At 61.2% G+C, this 17553-nt stretch carries 14 protein-coding genes; 12 read left to right on the forward strand and 2 right to left on the reverse strand.

All coding sequences use genetic code 11. The features are described from left to right. The first annotated feature begins 67 nt into the window (after positions 1 to 67). The 8 genes from rseP (at position 68) to lpxB (ending at position 8559) form a co-directional block, all read left to right on the forward strand. The gene (gene rseP / locus AQS8620_RS07380; protein ID WP_085836222.1) at positions 68 to 1402 is read left to right on the forward strand and encodes an RIP metalloprotease RseP; all 1335 of its coding nucleotides are present in this window, start codon (positions 68 to 70) and stop codon (positions 1400 to 1402) included. A gap of 346 nt (positions 1403 to 1748) precedes the next feature. After that, positions 1749 to 1886, forward strand: a complete 138-nt coding sequence (locus AQS8620_RS17135; RefSeq protein ID WP_200809605.1) for a hypothetical protein — start codon at positions 1749 to 1751, stop codon at positions 1884 to 1886. 193 nt (positions 1887 to 2079) lie between these two features. Continuing rightward, on the forward strand, positions 2080 to 4431 hold the full coding sequence (gene bamA / locus AQS8620_RS07385; RefSeq protein ID WP_085836223.1) for an outer membrane protein assembly factor BamA: 2352 nt from the start codon (positions 2080 to 2082) through the stop codon (positions 4429 to 4431). Between the two features lies 1 nt (position 4432). Continuing rightward, the gene (locus AQS8620_RS07390; protein WP_085836224.1) at positions 4433 to 5143 is read left to right on the forward strand and encodes an OmpH/Skp family outer membrane protein; all 711 of its coding nucleotides are present in this window, start codon (positions 4433 to 4435) and stop codon (positions 5141 to 5143) included. Between the two features lie 71 nt (positions 5144 to 5214). Further along, entirely contained in the window at positions 5215 to 5673 is a 459-nt protein-coding gene (gene fabZ, locus AQS8620_RS07395) for a 3-hydroxyacyl-ACP dehydratase FabZ (RefSeq protein WP_085836225.1), read from the forward strand. A 90-nt stretch (positions 5674 to 5763) separates the two neighbouring features. Beyond that, positions 5764 to 6561 carry an acyl-ACP--UDP-N-acetylglucosamine O-acyltransferase gene (lpxA, locus tag AQS8620_RS07400; RefSeq protein WP_085836226.1) on the forward strand — a complete coding sequence of 266 codons (798 nt, stop codon included), beginning with the start codon at positions 5764 to 5766 and terminating at the stop codon, positions 6559 to 6561. Positions 6562 to 6568: 7 nt separating this feature from the next. Continuing rightward, on the forward strand, positions 6569 to 7381 hold the full coding sequence (locus AQS8620_RS07405) for an LpxI family protein (RefSeq protein ID WP_234990412.1): 813 nt from the start codon (positions 6569 to 6571) through the stop codon (positions 7379 to 7381). After that, a complete protein-coding gene (gene lpxB, locus AQS8620_RS07410; RefSeq protein WP_085836228.1) occupies positions 7378 to 8559 on the forward strand; it encodes a lipid-A-disaccharide synthase in 1182 nt (393 codons plus the stop codon). Before AQS8620_RS07405 ends, lpxB begins: the two co-directional genes overlap by 4 nt. Before the next feature lie 136 nt (positions 8560 to 8695). Here the strand turns inward: lpxB and mnmA are convergent, their stop codons facing one another. Then, positions 8696 to 9841 (reverse strand): tRNA 2-thiouridine(34) synthase MnmA, encoded by a 1146-nt coding sequence (gene mnmA, locus AQS8620_RS07415; RefSeq protein ID WP_085836229.1) that lies wholly within the window; start codon positions 9839 to 9841, stop codon positions 8696 to 8698. A 131-nt stretch (positions 9842 to 9972) separates the two neighbouring features. Here mnmA and sciP point away from each other — a divergent pair, with 131 nt between their 5' ends. The 4 genes from sciP to recG all read left to right on the forward strand — a co-directional run bounded on the left by sciP (position 9973) and on the right by recG (position 15636). After that, the gene (sciP, locus tag AQS8620_RS07420; RefSeq protein ID WP_085836230.1) at positions 9973 to 10251 is read left to right on the forward strand and encodes a CtrA inhibitor SciP; all 279 of its coding nucleotides are present in this window, start codon (positions 9973 to 9975) and stop codon (positions 10249 to 10251) included. A 95-nt stretch (positions 10252 to 10346) separates the two neighbouring features. Next, complete coding sequence (ctrA, locus tag AQS8620_RS07425) at positions 10347 to 11060, forward strand: response regulator transcription factor CtrA (protein WP_085836407.1); 714 nt, start codon at positions 10347 to 10349, stop codon at positions 11058 to 11060. A gap of 374 nt (positions 11061 to 11434) precedes the next feature. Continuing rightward, the gene (ligA, locus tag AQS8620_RS07430; RefSeq protein WP_085836231.1) at positions 11435 to 13549 is read left to right on the forward strand and encodes an NAD-dependent DNA ligase LigA; all 2115 of its coding nucleotides are present in this window, start codon (positions 11435 to 11437) and stop codon (positions 13547 to 13549) included. After that, the gene (recG, locus tag AQS8620_RS07435; protein ID WP_085836232.1) at positions 13546 to 15636 is read left to right on the forward strand and encodes an ATP-dependent DNA helicase RecG; all 2091 of its coding nucleotides are present in this window, start codon (positions 13546 to 13548) and stop codon (positions 15634 to 15636) included. Before ligA ends, recG begins: the two co-directional genes overlap by 4 nt. Before the next feature lie 462 nt (positions 15637 to 16098). Here the strand turns inward: recG and AQS8620_RS07445 are convergent, their stop codons facing one another. After that, positions 16099 to 17517 (reverse strand): methyl-accepting chemotaxis protein, encoded by a 1419-nt coding sequence (locus AQS8620_RS07445; protein ID WP_085836234.1) that lies wholly within the window; start codon positions 17515 to 17517, stop codon positions 16099 to 16101. Positions 17518 to 17553 lie beyond the last annotated feature (36 nt).

The following is a 17553-nucleotide window of genomic DNA, read 5'->3' on the forward strand; positions in this document are numbered from 1 at the left end:
TTTAACGATTTGACGCCAGAATGAGGCAGGCCAGAAGGTCGCCCGACAGACGAGCAGAGGACACCCCTTGGACATCAGCAGCTTGATCCCGCAGTTCGGATCTTTGATTTTCACCCTTGTGGCCTTTGTTGTCGCGCTTTCGGTGATCGTGACCATCCACGAATACGGCCATTACATCGTCGGGCGCTGGTGCGGGATCGGCGCCGAAGTGTTTTCCGTCGGCTTCGGTCCGACCCTGATCAGCCGCACCGACAAGCGCGGCACGGTCTGGCAGATCGCGGCCTTGCCCTTTGGCGGCTATGTGAAATTCGCCGGTGATGGCGATGCAGCCTCGAAACCCGACAGCACCCGCACCGAGGGGCTGAGTGCGGCCGAGCGCCGGCGCACCATGGCCGGCGCGCCGCTCTGGGCGCGCGCGCTGACGGTCGCTGCCGGCCCCGTGTTCAACTTTATCCTGTCGATTGCGGTCTTTGCGGGCTTTATGATGGTGCAGGGCACGGCGTCCAACCCGCTGACCATCGCCAAGCTCGACCCGCTGCCCTTTGTGAACGAGTTGCAAGCGGGCGATGAAATCCTTGCCATTGCCGGTCTTCAAACCCCTGCGGTGGAAAACCTTGACGGCTATGTTGCCAGCCTGCCGCAAGAGGCCCAACTGCCCTATACCATCCAGCGCGACGGGGCGCAGATGGAAGTCACGGGGCCCCATCCCTTTCCGGCGCTGGCCAAGGGGATTTCGCCCAAATCCGCCGCTTTGGATGCGGGGATCGAGGCGGGCGATGTGATCATGGCCATCGACGGGCAGGACATCGCAACCTTCGAGCAGATGCGCGAGGTCGTCGTGGCGTCGCAGGGCAAGGCACTGGATCTGACGGTCTGGCGTGATGGCGAGACCTTGTCCAAAGTGCTCGAACCGCGCCGCCGTGACCTTCCCTTGCCCGATGGCGGGTTTGAAACCCGCTGGTTGATCGGCATTTCCGGCGGCTTCTTTTTCACCCCGGCAACCCAAAGCCAGGGGCTGTTTGAAAGCCTGTCCTACGGCGTCACCCAGACCGGCGATATCATCGCCACCTCCCTGTCGGGCCTGTGGCACATGATCACCGGCGCGATCTCGACCTGCAACCTGTCGGGGCCGATCGGCATTGCCGAAACCTCCGCCACGATGGCCTCGCAGGGGGGCGCGAATTTCATCTGGTTCATCGCCATGCTGTCGACGGCCATCGGGATGTTGAACCTGTTCCCGATCCCCGTGCTTGACGGCGGGCATCTGGTCTTCTTTGCCTATGAGGCCGTGGTGCGCAAACCGCTGCCCGAACGCGCCATCCGCGTGATGATGACGCTGGGGTTGGGGCTGATCCTTGTGATGATGCTGGCCGGACTTGGCGCGGATTTGTTCTGCGTCTGAGGGGACGGCGTGCTGTTTGGCGACGCTGACGCGGGCAGGGGGAAACCTCTGCCCGTTTTGGGTGCGCCGAAAGACAGGCACGCTGGCCCGAAAGATAGGGCGCTGGCCCGAAAGATAGGTGCGCGCGCAGACAGGTATGCTGGAAGATGGGCACGCTTGAAGACAGGCACGCTTGAAGACAGGCATGCGGGGGGGGCTGCCCTGAAAACGCCACAATTGCGCACCACGAATGCCGCAAAGGTTGCATAGCAAGGTCTCAGCGCAGGAACGCACTTGCGCGTTTTCGCAGCCGCCCGTCGGGCCCTCTGGAAAGGGTCCCCCCGGCCCCCTGTTCAGGAGTGACCACATGACCGCAATTCAGGCCAGCTACCGCAGCTTGTCGCTTCTTGCCGATCTGAACTGGGACCGTTTGCTTTATGGCGCAACGATTGTGTTGGCGCTGTATACGGGCAGTCAGCTTGGCACTGTGCTGATGGCCCCCTAGGGGCGGCGAGGGCGCGCGCCCCCGGCCCGGCTGACATCAGCAAAGTTTCGCCGATTTCCCCCAAGGATGCGTTCAAACCCTGTCATATTGACGACACCCTCGCGGTCAGTGACCGACGGGGGCTTTGGGTTTTTGACAAGCCCTGCGGATACAGGTACTCAACAAGAAAAACACGGGACAGGTGAGCACGCCTATGACGCTTTCGCGCAACCGCATTCTTGCGACGACTTCGACGAGCCTGCGGGCTTTTGCACTGGCAAGCACGGCATTGACGGTCTCGCCGTTGGTGCTTCCTCAACTGGGACTGACCACGGCCTTTCAGGCTGAGGCGCAAAGTTTTGCCTTCAACACGGTGCGCGTCGAGGGCAACGGGCGCGTGGCCACCGACACGGTCCTGTCCTACGCCGGGATTGCGCGCGGTCAGACGGTCAGCGGCGCAGAGCTGAACGATGCCTATCAAAGCGTCGTCGCCTCGGGGCTGTTTGAAACCGTTGAATTCACGCCCCAGGGATCGACGCTTGTCATCCGCGTGAGCGAATATCCCACGGTGAACGCCATTTCCATCGAGGGAAATGCGCGGATGAAGGATGACGATCTGCTGCCCATTCTGGGCACCCAGGTCCGGCGCGTCTATTCGCCCACGCAGCTCGAAAACGATGCCGCCGCCATTGCCGAAGTCTATGAGGTCAAGGGCCGTCTGGCTGCCACAGTGACACCGCGAATCATTCGCCGCGACCAGAACCGCGTCGATGTGGTGTTCGAAGTGACCGAGGGCAAAGTCGTCGAGGTCGAGCGCCTCAGCTTTGTCGGCAACCGCAGTTTCTCCGACGGGCGTTTGCGCCGTGTTCTGGAAACCAAACAGGCCGGTTTCCTGCGCGCCATCATCCAGCGCGACACGTTTTCGCCTGCGCGTCTGGATTTCGACAAACAGGTGCTCACCGATTTCTACACCTCGCGCGGCTATGTCGACTTTCAAATTCTCGATGTGAATGCCGAGTTTACCCGTGACCGTTCGGCCTATTTCCTGACCTTCTCGCTGCAGGAAGGCCAGAGTTTCGACTTTGGCAATGTCACCGTCTCCTCGGAGATCGCGGGGGTCGATGCCAGCGCCTATGCGGATGTGATCAATGTGCGCGCGGGGCAGACCTATTCGCCCGTGGCCATCGAAACCGTCATCAGCCGCATGGAAGCCGTCGCCGAGCGCGAGGGTGTCGATTTCCTCAACATCGAGCCGCGCGTGACCCGCAACGACCGCGCCCAGACGCTGGATGTCGACTTCGTGCTGACCCGTGGTCCGCGCGTTTTTGTGGAACGCATCGATGTGCAGGGCAATGTCACCACGCTTGACCGCGTTGTGCGCCAGCAGTTCGACACGGTTGAGGGCGATCCTTTCAACCCCCGCGAGATCCGCAAGGCCGCCAGCCGTATCCGCGCGCTTGGCTTCTTTTCCGATGCCAGCGTCAATGCGCGCGAAGGCTCCAGCCCCGATCAGGTGGTGGTCAATGTCGATGTGACCGAACAGCCCACGGGCAGCTTCTCGATCGGCGGCAACTACTCGATTTCCGACGGGTTCAACCTTGTGGCTTCCTATTCCGAGCGCAACTTTCTGGGCCGTGGCCAGACCCTTTCGTTCGATCTGACCACCCAGCTTGATGACGGCTCGCTCAGCTTCAATTTCCTTGAGCCGCGCTTTTTGGGGCGCAATGTCGGCTTTGGTTTGAACGCCTATTATCGCAATGTGAACTACAGCTACGCGGATTTCGGTGTCGATACCTACGGTTTCTCGCCGGAATTGACCTTTCCGCTGTCTGAAAATGCCCGTCTGGCGGTGAATTACGAAATTTCGCGCGACGAGGTGACGCTGGATTCCGACGGCACTGTGCCCGCCTATATCCAGAAAGACATCGACCAGGGGATGGTGACCGAAAGCACCGTTGGCTATGCCTTGAGCTATGACAACCGCCGCTCCGGTCTGAACCCCGATGCGGGCATCGTGCTGCGCTTTGGTCAGGATTATTCCGGCGCGGGGGGGGATGTCGAATTCCTCAAAACCAACGCAACCGCTGCCGCCGAGACCAAAGTGTTCAACGGGGATGTGACCCTGCGGGCGATCCTTGAAGGGGGCCATGTCGAAAGCTTTGACGAGAACGGCACCCGTGTGACGGATCGCTACATGAACTCGCCCTCGATGATCCGTGGCTTCGAGCCGGGCGGCATCGGGCCGCGCGCGCAGGATGGCACGCCGCTGGGCGGCAATTCCTATGCCGTGCTGCGTCTGGAAAGCGAATTTCCCCTTGGTTTGCCCGAAGAATACGGCATTTCGGGCGGTTTGTTTGTCGATTACGGCTCGGTCTGGGGCTTGGATGATTTTGGCGACATGAGCACCATCGACGGTCTGGATTTCACGCCGCGCGGTGTGGTCGGGGCGACGATCTTCTGGACGACGCCGCTGGGGCCGTTGCGCTTCAACTTCACCCATGCCTTCCAGAAAGAAGACTACGACGAAGAACAGACCTTTGATCTGACCATTTCGACGAGCTTCTAGGATGCGGGGCAGGGATCTGCTCGATGGCTTGGCCCTGCGCGTTCTGCGCGGGGCTTTGGTCGCTGTATGCGCAGCAGGCCCGCTGGGCGCGCAGGAGGCATCGACAGCGGCGCAGGCCACATCCGCGGCCAGTCAAGCAACCGGTGAGACAACCCCGTTTTTGCCGGTGCTGGTGTTCGATCAGGCACGGGTGCTTGAAAACTCGATTTTCGGCGCGGATTTGCAGCGCCGTGTTGCCACAGCGCGCGATGCGTTGATCGCGGAAAACGACAGCGTGCAGACCGCCTTGCAAGACGAGGAACTGGCCCTCACCGAGGCGCGCAAGACGCTTGCGGTCGAGGAGTTTCGCGCCAAGGCCGAAGCGTTTGATGCCAAAGTCGTGCGTATCCGCGCCGAACAGGATGCGAAATCCCAAGCCATCCAAACGCTTTACGAAGACGGTGTTGCCGCTTTCGATCTGGAATTGCGCCCCGTCCTGGCGGCCATCGCACGCGATTTTGGCGCGCTGGTGATGCTGGAACGCGGGCAGGTGTTCTTGCTGTCCGATAGCGTCGATGTGTCGGCGCAGGCGGTGGAAATGTTGAACGCACGCGCGCGTGCCCAAGGGTTGAGCGCCCCCGATGGCGCGCCAGATAGCGGTCCCGCGAATGGAACCGAGGGCGCATCAGACCTGCTTGATGCCCCGATTGTCCCTGACCCAAGCGCAAATTGAGCCGTCACGCGCTTGTCATAAAGCGCGCGGATTGCTAGATACGTTCGACTGAGATTGCAAGAGGACGCCCGATGCCCGAGACCTTGAAAACCGCAGATATCGATCTGATTCAGCGGATTATTCCGCACCGTTACCCGTTTCTGCTGGTGGATCGTGTGGTCGACATCGACGGCTCCAAGACCTGCACAGGTCTTAAGAATGTGACCTTCAACGAGCCGCATTTTCAGGGCCATTTCCCGGGCGCACCGATCATGCCCGGCGTGACGATCATCGAAGCGATGGCCCAGACATCGGCGGTGATGGTGGGCGTGGACCTCGATCTCGCGGATAAAGACTTTTTGGTCTATTTCATGAATATCGAAAGCGCGAAATTTCGCCGCAAGGTCGTGCCCGGCGATGTGCTGAAAATGCACATCACCACCAAGCGCGGCGGCGGCAAGGTCTGGAAGTTCGAAGGCCGTGCCGAAGTGGACGGGGAACTGGCCTGCGAGGCCTCCTTCACCGCGATGATGGACCTCCCCAAAGACTAACAGTATCAAAGGGCGCGGGACTGTCTCGCGCCTTTCTACGCTGTGGGCCGCTCTGGCCCCGAGCTTTCGCCCCAGCCTTTGGAGACCCCGATGAGCATCCATCCCAGCGCCACGATCCACCCCTCCAGCGTGATCGAAGAGGGAGCCGTGATCGGCGCGGGCTGCACGATCGGCCCGTTCTGCCTTGTGGGTCCCAAAGTCGTTCTGGCCGAAAATGTCACCCTCAAAAGCCATGTTGTCGTGACGGGGCGCACCGATGTGGGCGAGGGCAGCGAAATTTTTCAATTCGCCTCCGTCGGGGAAGTACCGCAGGACCTGAAATATGCGGGGGAGGATTCGCGGCTGGTCATCGGCAAGCGCAACCGCATCCGCGAGGGCGCGACCCTCAACCTTGGCACGCAGGGCGGGGGCGGGGTGACCACGGTGGGCGACGATTGCCTCTTTATGACCGGCGCGCATGTGGGCCATGACTGTGTGATTGGCAACCGCGTGATCGTGGTGAACCAATCGGCCGTCGCGGGGCATTGCCACATCGGGGATGACGTGATCATCGGCGGGCTGTCGGGCATCCATCAATGGGTGCGCGTGGGGCATGGCGCGATCATCGGCGCGGTGACGATGGTCACGGCGGATGTGCTGCCCTACGGGTTGGTGCAGGGGCCACGCGGTGAATTGGACGGGCTGAACCTTGTGGGGCTCAAGCGGCGCGGGGTTGCGCGCGCCGACATCACGGCCCTGCGTGCGGCGCTGCAGATGCTGCGCCAGGGCGAGGGCAGTTTCCAGGACCGCGCGACGCGTCTGGGCGAGGAAACCGATAGCGATTATGTGCGCGAGATTGTCGATTTCATCCTCGGCCCGTCTGATCGCCATTTCCTGACCCCGAGCTGAGGCCGCCATGCCCCGTCCCGCCATGCCTCTTTCAGCCATGCCCCGCACGGCCATCATTGCTGGCACCGGTGATTTGCCGGTCCAGCTTGCAGGGCAGCTTGAGAACCCCGTTTATGTGACCTTCGATGACAGCCCGCCGCCCGATGGCGTTGTTCCACAGGCGGCGCGGATTGAAAAATTAGGGCGTCTGTTCAAGGATTTGAAGGCGCTTGGCGTGAGCGAGGTCTGTTTTGCAGGGGCCATGGTGCGCCCCCAGATCAACCCGTTGCTGCTGGATCGTCACGCGCTGAGACTGGCGGCGAAATTGCCCAAGGGCGATGATGCGCTGCTGCGCGAAGTGCTGGCGGTGTTCGAGGAAAGCGGTTTTGCCATTCGCGGTGCGCTGGACATTGCCCCTGCGCTGGCGCTGCCTGCGGGGACGCTTTGGGGGCGCAAACCGAGCGCGGGGGACCTTGAGGATGCGCAAAAGGCGCGCGCTGTGATCGACGCTCTGGCCGCGCAGGACGTGGGCCAGGGGGCGGTTGTTGCGGGCGGGCTGGTGATCGGGATCGAGACGCTGCAAGGCACCAATGCGCTGCTGAAATTTGTGGGCGAGACGCCCAAGCGCCTGCGCCGCGCCAAAGGCGTCTTTGTCAAACAGCCCAAATCGGGACAGGATTTACGCATTGATGCCCCCGCGATCGGCCCCAAAACCATACAGGCGGTGACACAGGCCGGACTTGCGGGCCTCGTCATCGCGGCCAATCGGACTATAGTCTTGCAACAGGCCGCCACCCGTGCGGCGATCGAGGAGGCAGGACTGTTCCTGAAAGCGGAATGACATTGAAAGTATTCATCATTGCAGGCGAGCCGTCAGGGGACCAACTGGGCGCGGCTGTCATGGCGGGCCTGCGTGAGCTGACCGCTGCGGGCGGCGACTCGGGCGTCGACACGGGCGTCGAATTTCGCGGGATCGGCGGCGATGCGATGCAGGCGGCGGGCCTGAGCTCGCTGTTCGACATGTCGGAACTGTCGGTGATGGGCCTTGCCGAAGTGCTGCCCAAATACGGCCATCTGGTGCGCCGCAAGGATGAAACCGCGAATGCGATCGTGAAATGGCACCCCGATCTGGTGCTGACCATCGACAGCCCCGATTTCTGCCTGCGGGTCGTCGAGGCGGCGCGCAAACAAGTGCCCGACCTGCGGTTTGCCCATTACGTGGCGCCGACGGTCTGGGCCTGGCGTCCCGAACGCGCTGCGAAAATGAAGCGCACGGTGGATCAGGTACTGGCACTGTTTCCCTTCGAGCCGCCACATTTCCAACGCGAGGGCCTGCGCTGCGATTTTGTGGGCCATCCGGTGGTGGCCCAACCCCAAGCCAGCGCAGCCGAGATCGCGACCTTTCGCAGCGCCCACGGCCTGAAAGACCGCCCCTTGGTTCTGGTGCTTCCCGGGTCGCGCAGAGGCGAAGTCAACCGGCTCGCCCCGACCTTTGGTGCAGCACTTGGCTATTTCGCCCAAAGCCACCCCAACGCGGCCTATGTTTTGCCCGTGGCGGGGGCTGTGGCGGAGGATGTCAAACGGCTGGTCGCAGACTGGCCTGTAAAGCCGATCCTCATTGCGGCCAATGATGCGGCGCGCAAACGCGCGGCATTTGGCGCGGCTGATGTGGCGCTTGCCGCCTCCGGCACCGTCAGTTTGGAACTTGCGGCGGCCCGCACGCCGATGGTGGTGGCCTATGACATGAACTGGCTTACCCGCCAGATCGTGAAACGCAAACTTCTGGTCGATACGGTCACTTTGGTGAACCTTGTCAGCGAGACCCGCGTGGTGCCGGAATTTTTGGGCGAGCGCTGCCAGCCCGGGCCAATTGCCTTGGAACTGGGACGTGTGATGGACGCCCCAGAGGATCAGTACAGCGCGCTCGATGTGACGATGGAACGCCTGGGGCGGGGCGGAGAAGCGCCGGGACTGCGGGCGGCGCGTGCCTTGCTGGAGGGGATGCCGGTAAAATCGTGACACATTCTTTGCGCTGAAAGGTCAGCGAAATTCTGCAGGCATGCAAAAAGGGGCCACATGCTGCGGCCCCTTTTGTTGTCTTTGATCCGGTTATTTTCAAAATTCCGGTGATTTTAACCCTGCAAGGCGGGGCGGCTCAATAGCCGCGCCAGATCCAGCCCCCCCCGAAAATCCGGCTGGAGGCATCGTCGTAGAAGACACAGGCCTGACCGGGCGAGACGCCTTCCTCGGCGACGACAAGTTCCACCTCGGCTTCGGTTTCGGAAATGGGCCGGATGATCGCATCGCGCGGCGGGCGGGTCGAGCGCACTTTGACGCCCATGTGCCATTCCGTGCGCGCGGTGAAGGGTTCATCGCCAAGCCAGTTGATCTCGCGTACCGGGATCTTGCGCGTGGCCAGCAATTCTTTGGGGCCGACGATGACGCGATGCGCCTCGACATCCAGCTTCACCACATACAGCGGCTCGCTCAGCCCGCCGATCCCCAGCCCCCGCCGCTGGCCAACGGTGTAGTGCAAGACGCCATTGTGGGTGCCCAGCACATTGCCCTCCATATCGACGATCTCGCCGGGTTCTGCCGCGCCGGGGCGCAGTTTCTCGATCACGCTGGCATAATTGCCATCGGGCACGAAACAGATGTCCTGACTGTCGGGCTTGTCGGCCACCGCCAATCCGTATTTCGCCGCCAGGGCGCGGGTTTCGGCTTTGGACGCCAAATGTCCCAGAGGAAAGCGCAGATAGGACAGTTGCTCGGGGGTCGTGGAAAAGAGGAAATAGCTCTGGTCGCGATTCGCATCGGCGGCCGAGTGCAACTCTGCGCCGTGATTTCCCGCCTTGCGCTGGATATAATGTCCGGTTGCCATACAATCCGCATCCAGATCCTTGGCGGTATTCAGCAGGTCCTTGAACTTCACGCGCTCGTTGCAGCGGATGCAGGGCACGGGGGTGGCGCCCGCCAGATAGCTATCTGCAAATTCGTCGATCACCGCGTCCTTGAAGACGTTTTCATAGTCGAGCACATAGTGGGGAAAGCCCATTTCCTCGGCCACGCGGCGGGCATCGTGAATGTCGCGCCCGGCACAGCAGGCCCCCTTTTTTGCAAGGGCCGCGCCGTGGTCATAAAGCTGGAGCGTCACGCCCACCACATCGTATCCTTCCTCCTTCAACTGCGCGGCCACGACCGAGCTGTCGACGCCGCCCGACATCGCCACGACAACGCGTGTCTCGGCGGGGGGCTTGGCGAAACCAAGGGAGTTGAGCGGGTGTTTGCTGTCCAGAGCCATGAACAAATCCTTTCCGGAAAGAGCAAGTAATATAGGAAAATCCTACCTATTCTCAAGGGGCGGTTTCATGCCGCATTAAGACGATTGGCCCACAGTCACCTTTGCGAGACGAATAAAGGGGGTGTGACCCAATGTATCTAAGAAAAGTAGACGGCCCGCGCGCTGTGACCCTGCCCGATGGCACCGTCATGACCCGTGCGGATTTACCGCCGGCCCAAACGCGGCGTTGGGTGGCGTCGCGCAAGGCTGCGGTCGTCAAGGGCGTGGCCTATGGGCTGATTCCCTTGTCGGAGGCGCTTAGCCTCTATGGGCTGAGCGAAGAGGAGTTCAACGCATGGCGCGATGCGATTCAAAGCCATGGCGAGGCGGCCCTGAAGGCCACAAATGTGCAAAAATACCGACAACCTTGAGTTGAAATCACAATTTGGTTAAAGCTAGTAACGTGTAGTTAACCATTTTGCGTCAGTCTAAATGGTGAACGAATGACGCAGTGGAGACCGAGTATATGCGCATCTTGCTAGTCGAAGACGACCCGACGACCTCCAAAAGCATCGAGCTGATGCTGGGGCACGCCAATCTCAACGTCTATACGACGGACCTTGGCGAGGAAGGGATCGATCTGGCAAAGCTTTATGACTACGATCTTATTCTGCTCGACCTCGGTCTGCCGGATATGAACGGGCATGAGGTTCTGCGCCAGTTGCGTCTTGCGCGTATCGAGACGCCGATTCTGATCCTGTCGGGGGCCGATGACACCGAAAGCAAGATCAAGGGATTCGGTTTCGGGGCAGATGACTACCTTACGAAACCGTTTCATCGCGAAGAACTTGTGGCGCGAATCCATGCGATCATCCGCCGCTCCAAGGGTCATTCGCAATCGGTTATCCGCACCGGCAAGATCGACGTGAATCTGGATGCAAAAACCGTGTCTTCGGCCAATAAGACCATTCACCTGACCGGCAAAGAATATCAGATGTTGGAACTGTTGTCCCTGCGCAAGGGCACCACGCTGACCAAGGAAATGTTCCTCAACCACCTCTACGGGGGAATGGATGAGCCCGAGCTGAAGATCATCGACGTTTTCATCTGCAAACTTCGCAAGAAGCTGGCAAATGCGACCGACGGGGACAACTATATCGAAACGGTCTGGGGCCGTGGCTATGTGTTGCGCGACCCTGAACCCAATGAAATGGACCAGCCGCTCGCCGTGGGCGCGTAATGGGCGCATAAGAGAAACCTGCGCTTTGCCCTCAGGCTGGGCTTTTGGTGTGTGCAAAAGCGCGCGAATTGCGCTTGGGCGGACCAGTTGGGGCCGGATCGCGCCTGAGCGGGCCAGCAGGGCGCGATGGCCTTTGTGGCACAAGATGCCAGCGCTTGATCTCCACGGCGCTTGATCTCCACTGCGCGTGACCTCCATCGGGCTCGTTCTTTCCACTGCGCCTGACTCGCGCTGCGCCTAACCTCCACGGCGCTTGATCTCCACTGCGCGTGACCTCCACTGTCTATCGCGTTTTTTGCGACGCTCGTCGGCATGCTCTGGACCTCCTTGGGGTCGTCTCCTAAACCATTGGGACCGACGACGAGGAGGGTTTCATGTCCATTGAGCGCAAGCCGGTATCCGATCTGAGCAAAGATGAAGCGCGCGAGGCGTTGGACGCGCTTGCGCTCGCTCTTTCGCGCGCCGATGACGCCTACCACGGGCAGGATAGGCCCACGCTCTCGGATGCCGACTATGATGCGCTCAAGCGCCGCAACCGCGACATCGAAGCGCGCTTTCCCGACCTGAAAAAACCTGACAGCCCCTCTGATAGGGTTGGGGCGGCCCCCGCCGAGGGGTTTGGCAAGATTCCGCATGCGGTGCGGATGATGTCGCTGGCCAATGCCTTTGACGAGGCCGATGTGAGCGAATTCGACGCGGGAATCGTCAAATACCTCGGGGCAACGGCGCCGCTGAGTTACACCGCCGAGCCCAAAATCGACGGGCTGTCGCTTTCGTTGCGCTATGAGCGGGGCGTTTTGGTGCAGGCGGCGACGCGGGGCGATGGCGAGGTGGGCGAAAACGTCACCGCCAATGCGCGCACCATCGACGATATTCCCCAAACGCTCGAACAGGCGCCCGACATTCTGGAGGTGCGCGGTGAAGTCTACATGAGCCATGCGGATTTCGAGGGTCTGAATGCAGGGCAAGCAGAAAAAGGGGGCAAAACCTTTGCCAACCCGCGCAATGCTGCCGCAGGATCGCTACGCCAGCTTGACGCCGAAATTACCCGTGCGCGTCCGTTGAAATTTTTCGCCTATGCCTGGGGCGAACTCTCGGCGCCGCTGGCAACGACGCAATGGGCTGCCATCCAGCGGCTGTCGGATCTGGGCTTTCGCACCAACCCTTTGACGCGCTTGTGCCAATCCCCGGCGGAAATGGTCGCGCATTACCGCGACATCGAACTGCAACGCGCGACATTGGGCTACGACATCGACGGTGTGGTCTATAAGGTGAATGATCTTGCGCTGCAGCGCCGCCTCGGCTTTCGGGCGACCACGCCGCGTTGGGCGATTGCCCATAAATTCCCCGCAGAGCTCGCCTGGACCACGCTTGAGGCCATCGACATTCAGGTCGGTCGCACCGGCGCGCTCAGTCCGGTCGCGCGGCTTGCGCCGGTCACGGTGGGCGGTGTTGTTGTGTCCAATGCGACCCTGCACAACGAGGATTACATCGCCGGACGTTCCTCCAAGGGCGAAGATATTCGCGCCGGCAAGGACATTCGTCTTGGCGACTGGGTGCAGGTCTATCGCGCTGGTGATGTGATCCCCAAAATCGCGGATGTCGATCTGTCGCGCCGCCCCGAGGGCACTGTGCCCTTTACCTTTCCCCGAGTATGCCCCGAATGCGGCTCCGAGGCGATCCGCGAAGAAGGCGATGCGGTGCGCCGTTGTTCCGGAGGCTTGATTTGCCCCGCGCAGGCCGTTGAAAAGATGAAACATTTCGTGTCGCGCGCCGCCTTCGATATCGACGGTCTGGGGGCAAAGCAGGTCGAACAGTTTTTCACTGATGGCTGGATTCACGAACCTGCTGACATCTTTACGCTGCGCCAACGTTTCGGGTCGGGGCTGCAGCAGCTGAAAAACCGCGACGGTTGGGGGGAAAAATCCGCCAACAGTCTGTTCAATGCGATTGATGCCGCGCGCGATGTGCCCTTGGCCAAACTGATTTTTGCCCTTGGCATCCGCCATGTGGGCGAGCAAAGCGCAAGTCTTCTGGCGGTGCATTACGGCACATGGGAGGCCTTCGAGGCGGCAATGACGCAGGCCGATGTGGGCGGCAACGAGGCCTGGAGCGATCTGATGTCCATTGATGGGATCGGCGCGACATTGGCGACCTCGCTGGTCACCACCTTTCACCAAGAAAGCGAACGCGCATCGATTGACCGTCTGGTCGCGCAACTTGATCCGCAAGCGGCGGCCAAACCAAGCTCGGATAGTCCCGTTGCGGGCAAGATTGTCGTCTTTACCGGCAGTCTGGAAAAAATGACCCGCGCCGAAGCCAAAGCCCGTGCCGAAAGCCTCGGCGCGAAGGTTGCAGGGTCGGTATCGGCCAAAACCAACCTCTTGGTGGTCGGTCCCGGAGCGGGGTCCAAGGCCAGCAAGGCGGCGGATCTCGGCGTCGAGGTGATTGACGAAGACGCATGGCTTGCCCTGATCGGTGACGCATGAGCGGACGTCCTGCCGCCCTGTTTGCGCTGTTTGCCGGTCTTGAAACCCTGACGGGGGTCGGGCCGAAGACCGCGAAACTCTTTGCGCAACTGGCGATCACGCGCCCGCGCGATTTGCTGTTTACGCTGCCCCATTCGGTGGTGGACCGGCGGCGGCGGGACAGTGTTCAGGGGGTGGAGGCCGGACAAATTGCGACCGTTGAGGTAACGGTTTTGCGCCATCACATCCCCAGCCGCCGGGGCCTGCCACATCGTGTTCAGGTCGAGGACGCGCAGACCGGCTTTCAGCTTGTGTTTTTTCGCGGGGCCTCGGACTGGCTGGAAAAACAGCTGCCTCTCGGGGAGCGCCGCGTCGTCTCGGGCAAGGTCGAGCATTACGATGGCATGGCGCAGATCTCGCATCCCGATTTCATCGGCACGCTTGAGGAGGCGCGCAGCTTGCCCGATTTCGAGCCGATCTACCCGCTGACCAGTGGTCTGACGCAGCGTGTGATGGGCAAAGCCGCCCAAGGGGCATTGGCAAAACTGCCCGATTGCCCCGAGTGGATTGACCCTGCGTTGCGCGCGCGCGAGGGCTGGCCCGCCTTCGGGACGGCGCTTGCCAATGCGCATGCACCACTGGGCCCCAATGAGTTGACGCCGACCCATCCTGCGCGCGAACGCCTCGCCTATGACGAATTATTCACCCATCAACTGACTTTGGCGCTGGCGCGTGCCTCATCGCGGCGCAGCAAGGGCGGAATCACGCAAGGCGACGGGCGGCTGCGCGCGCGCGTGTTGCGCGCGCTGCCCTACACGCCCACCGGCGCGCAAAGCCGCGCGGCGCAGGAAATCGCCCAAGACATGGCGCAGCCGCAGCGCATGAACCGGCTGCTGCAGGGCGATGTCGGGGCGGGCAAAACGCTGGTGGCCCTGATGGCGATGCTCGTGGCGGTCGAAGCGGGCGGGCAGGCCGTGATCATGGCACCGACGGAAATCCTTGCGCGCCAACATCTTGAGGGGTTGCAACCTCTCGCGCAGGCTGCGGGTGTTGTGCTGGAAATCCTGACGGGGCGCGATAAGGGGGCGGAGCGGCGCGCCAAGCTTGCGGCGCTCGCGCGCGGTGATATCGCCATTCTCGTCGGCACCCATGCGGTGTTCCAAAAGGATGTCGCGTTCGCGGACCTGCGCCTTGCGATCATCGACGAACAGCACCGGTTCGGCGTCGCGCAACGGATGGCGTTGGGTGACAAGGGCGCGGCAGTGGATGTCTTGGTGATGACCGCAACGCCCATCCCGCGCTCCCTTGCGCTGGCGCAATATGGCGACATGGATATTTCGGTGCTTGATGAAAAACCTGCGGGCCGCCAACCCGTCAAAACCGCCCTGATCTCGACAGAGCGCTTTGACGAGGTGCTTGCCCATCTGTCCAAAGCGATTTCCCAAGGACGGCAGGCCTATTGGGTGTGCCCCTTGGTTGAGGAAAGCGAAGTGGTGGATATGGTCGCCGCCGAGGATCGCTTCAAAATCCTGCGCGCGGCCTTGGGGGAGGGGCGCGTGGGGCTTGTGCACGGGCAGATGCCCCCTGCGGAAAAAGATCGCGCTATGGCGGCCTTTGTGGCGGGAGAAACGGCGGTTCTGGTCGCAACGACGGTGATCGAAGTCGGGGTCAATGTGCCCAACGCCTCGATCATGGTGGTGGAACAGGCCGAAGCCTTTGGCCTTGCGCAATTGCACCAGTTGCGCGGACGGGTGGGGCGCGGAACGGCCGCCTCGACCTGTCTGTTGATGTATCAGCCGCCGCTGACCAGAACCGGACGCCGCCGCCTTGAAATCCTGCGCGAAACCGAAGACGGGTTTCGCATCTCCGAAGAGGACCTTGCCATGCGGGGGGCAGGCGATGTTCTGGGCGTCGCGCAATCGGGTCTTCCGCGCTTTCGCATTGCCGATCTGGAACGCCAGGCGGCGCTGATGGCCTTGGCGCAGAGCGATGCGCGCAAACTTTTGCACGATGATCCGGCCCTCGAAAGCGATCGGGGCAGGGCGGCACGCTTTGCTCTGTGGCTGATGGATCAGGATCAGGCGATCCGTTTGATTTCAGTCGGTTAAGTCATTTCACATCCAGAAAGATTGCTGTTTCGCGCCTGTTTTTTGACAGGGCGGCAGCGATGCTCTGGCACGATGTTCTCCTGTTTTTTACATTTGTTCACGAATGTTCTCATAAAGTTCTTTACTCAAAGGTTAAGATATGAGAACAAAGGGTCAACAAGAGAGAACGACAGCTTAGCCAGACAGGAGGCTCCTATGGTCCATGACATCAAAACTGCCTTTAAACGGTCGCGTAGCACGCTTGCTCAGGATTTTTTGGGGGCAGCATCGCTTTTGGTTATTCTGGTGGGCGGCCTCTACGTCCCGGGAATGCTTTAGCTTCTCTCTTTTCGCGTTTCTGCCTGCGTTTGGTATCGGTTCGCCCTTGTCCCCGAGGGTCCTGCATATTGCTTGTTCCCGTGAGTATGCCCTGAACCGGTAAAAACGTCACTTCTGCCGCCTCTTCGGAGCGCGGCAGTTTTTTTATATCGTATAGGCCAGCCGCAATCCGCCCCAATGGCGTCCCTGCACAACGATGGGCGCGGATAGATCCTTCATCATGGCAAAACTGCCGCCCCCCATGTCGCGCCGATAGACCTGCAATAGAAAGGGATCTGTGTTGCGTCCGGCTTTCAAGCCGACCCGGTCGTTAAAGATCCGGCGATTGCGGCAATTGGCGGCATTCCATGCGGCGTCCTGCCCCTGGGGCTGCGAGAACTTGCGGTTATGGGTCGGCAGGTAGCCGTTGTGATCGACGGCCGCGCAAAAGGCAACGCGCGGGTCAAGCGTCAGGGCCGCTTCCAGAATCTCGGGCAGGATCGCATCGGTGAATTTGGTAAATCCGGTTTCGACCTGCGGGGGATTGGTGCCGCTGATCTCGCGGTAGCGTTGATCAAACAGGGCCTCGCGGGTGATCTGTCCCGACTCCAGCGCGCGTTCGAACAGCCCGGAGATACGCGCCGCATCCGCTTGCACCCGCGCGATAAATTTCTCGTCGTCACTCGCAGCCCCGAGCGCCACGGTGGTTTGCACGATGCTTTCCGAACGGTCAATCAGCCCGTTCACGCGCTCGCGTGCCGCATGGATTTCCTGGGCCACGTCCTTGGCAGAATGATCGATTTCGCTCAGGATCGGCGCAAAGCGATTGGTGGCTGTCTGCACCGCTTCCGCCTGATGGGCAATATTTTGAGCCGCCTCATGGGTTGCGCCGATTGCTTGTGAAATCGAGGTCAGCGCGGCATCGGTTTTGTCACTATCGCTGATCACCTGATGCGCGTGTTTGCTGACATCCCCGCTTTCGTCGCGCATCTGTTCGATCCAGGTGCCCAAGGTTTGGGTGTTGGTCTGGATCCCCTCGGCGGCTTTCGCGGTCTTGCGGCTCAATTCGTTGATCGCCTCCGCCACCACCCCAAAGCCGCGCCCGGACGAGCCAGCGCGCGCGGCCTCGATCTTGGCGTTGATCGCGAGAATGTTGACCTGCTTGGCGATGGCCGAAATTTCCGCATTGTCCGATTGCACCGCCTTCAAAGCGTTGGCGATGCTGTCCATACTGATGGCAAGGTCCGTGACCCAGCGCGCAACCCCGTGAGAGACCTCGCTGGAGGCGCGCACGAATGTCACCGATGTGGCCACGATGTCGCGGGTTTCCTCGGTGTGCCGCGTCACTTGCCCGACGGCCTCGCGCACATGCGCGTTCGCGCTGATCACCTCAGACGCGCTGCTGTGAACGGTGCGCAAGGCATCGACCTGCGCGCGCGACTGACCGTCAACCTGATCTAGAAATCCTGCGATATCAACCACTTCAAATCCAAGCTGCGCCGCAATCTTGGCCAGTAGGGTCAGTCGCGCATCCGGCGGTTGCGCATCGCTGCCATCGGTCGTGAAATTGGGATTGGGAATCATCGCGCTCTCCGTAGACTGCACATAGCCTAAAGACAG

Origin of the sequence: Aquimixticola soesokkakensis (assembly GCF_900172375.1) — a bacterium.
GTDB lineage: Bacteria > Pseudomonadota > Alphaproteobacteria > Rhodobacterales > Rhodobacteraceae > Aquimixticola > Aquimixticola soesokkakensis.